The 1,394-nt window shown below is 66.4% G+C and carries 1 protein-coding gene; it reads left to right on the top strand.

All coding sequences use genetic code 11. The features are described 5' to 3' along the window. On the top strand, positions 1–1,394 hold a 1,394-nt coding region (locus AACH00_RS19785; RefSeq protein WP_341400904.1), incomplete at both ends, for a beta strand repeat-containing protein.

Raw genomic sequence — 1,394 nt, 5'->3', positions numbered from 1 at the left:
AACACCGGCTCCTCGTCCACGCTCGACATCAACGTCACCCCGGTGGATGACGCCTTCACCGATGCCGACGAAGTTGTCTCCGTCGCGGAAGACACGACGCTGAACGGCTCTGTGCTCACCGGCACCTCCAGCGTCGACGGCCCGGTCACGGTCACCACCTTCTCGGTGGCTGGCCTGGCTGGCACGTTCAACGCTGGCCAGACCGCCACCATCACCGGCGTGGGCACGCTCACGATCGATGCGAACGGCGATTACAGCTTCACGCCTGACGCGAACTTCAACGGTGCCGTGCCTGTCGTCTCGTACACGACGACCGACGGCTCCAGCGATGACAGCTCGACGCTCAGCATCTCGGTCACCCCGGCCGACGACGCCTTCACGGACGCCGATGAGACCATCTTCGTCGCTGAAGACACCACGCTGAACGGCTCGGTGCTCACGGGCACCTCCAGCGTGGACGGCCCGGTCACCGTCACCACCTTCACGGTGGACGGCGTCGCCGGCACCTTCACCGCTGGCCAGACCGCCACCATCACCGGCGTGGGCACGCTCACGATCGGCGCGAACGGCGACTACAGCTTCACGCCGGCAGCCAACTTCAATGGCGCCGTGCCAGTGGTTTCTTACTCGCTGACCGACGGCTCCAGCACCGACACCTCGACGCTGTCCATCACGGTCACGCCAGTGAATGACGCCCTCACGGCCCTCGACGACAGCAACTCGGTGCCGATCAACCAGAGCGTCAGCGGCAACGTGCTGACCAACGACGTCGACATTGAAGGCGACACGCTGAGCGTCACCAGCTTCACGGTGGCCGGCGTGGCTGGCACGTTCAACGCTGGCCAGACCGCGACCATCGCTGGTGTCGGCACCCTGGTCATCAACACCAACGGCACCTACACCTTCAACCCGGCTGCGAACTACGCCGGCCCGGTGCCGGTGGCAACCTACACCGCCACCGACGGCAACGGCGGCACGGACACCGCCACGTTGTCGCTGACCATGGGCGCGAACTCGCCGCCCGATGCCCTCAACGACACCCAGGGCGTCACCGAAGACACCCCGGCCACCGGCAACGTGCTCGCCAACGACACCGACCCGAACGGCAACCCGCTCACCGTCACCCAGTTCGTCGTCGCAGGCGTGCCTGGCAGCTTCGCTGCCGGCGACACCGCCACCATCACGGGCGTGGGCACGTTGGTGATCAACGCCAACGGCGAATTCACCTTCACGCCAGAAGCCAACTACTTCGGCCCGGTGCCGGTGGCGACCTACACGATCACCGACGGCCTGGGCGGCTCTGACAGCGCCACGCTGACGCTCGGCCCCGTCACGCCGGTCGATGACGCGTTCACCGATGCCGACGAGACGGTCTCGGTCAATGAAGACACGGT

The organism is Ideonella margarita (assembly GCF_038066635.1).
Taxonomy (GTDB): domain Bacteria; phylum Pseudomonadota; class Gammaproteobacteria; order Burkholderiales; family Burkholderiaceae_C; genus Ideonella; species Ideonella margarita.
This window is presented reverse-complemented; position numbering and strand designations above follow the sequence as displayed.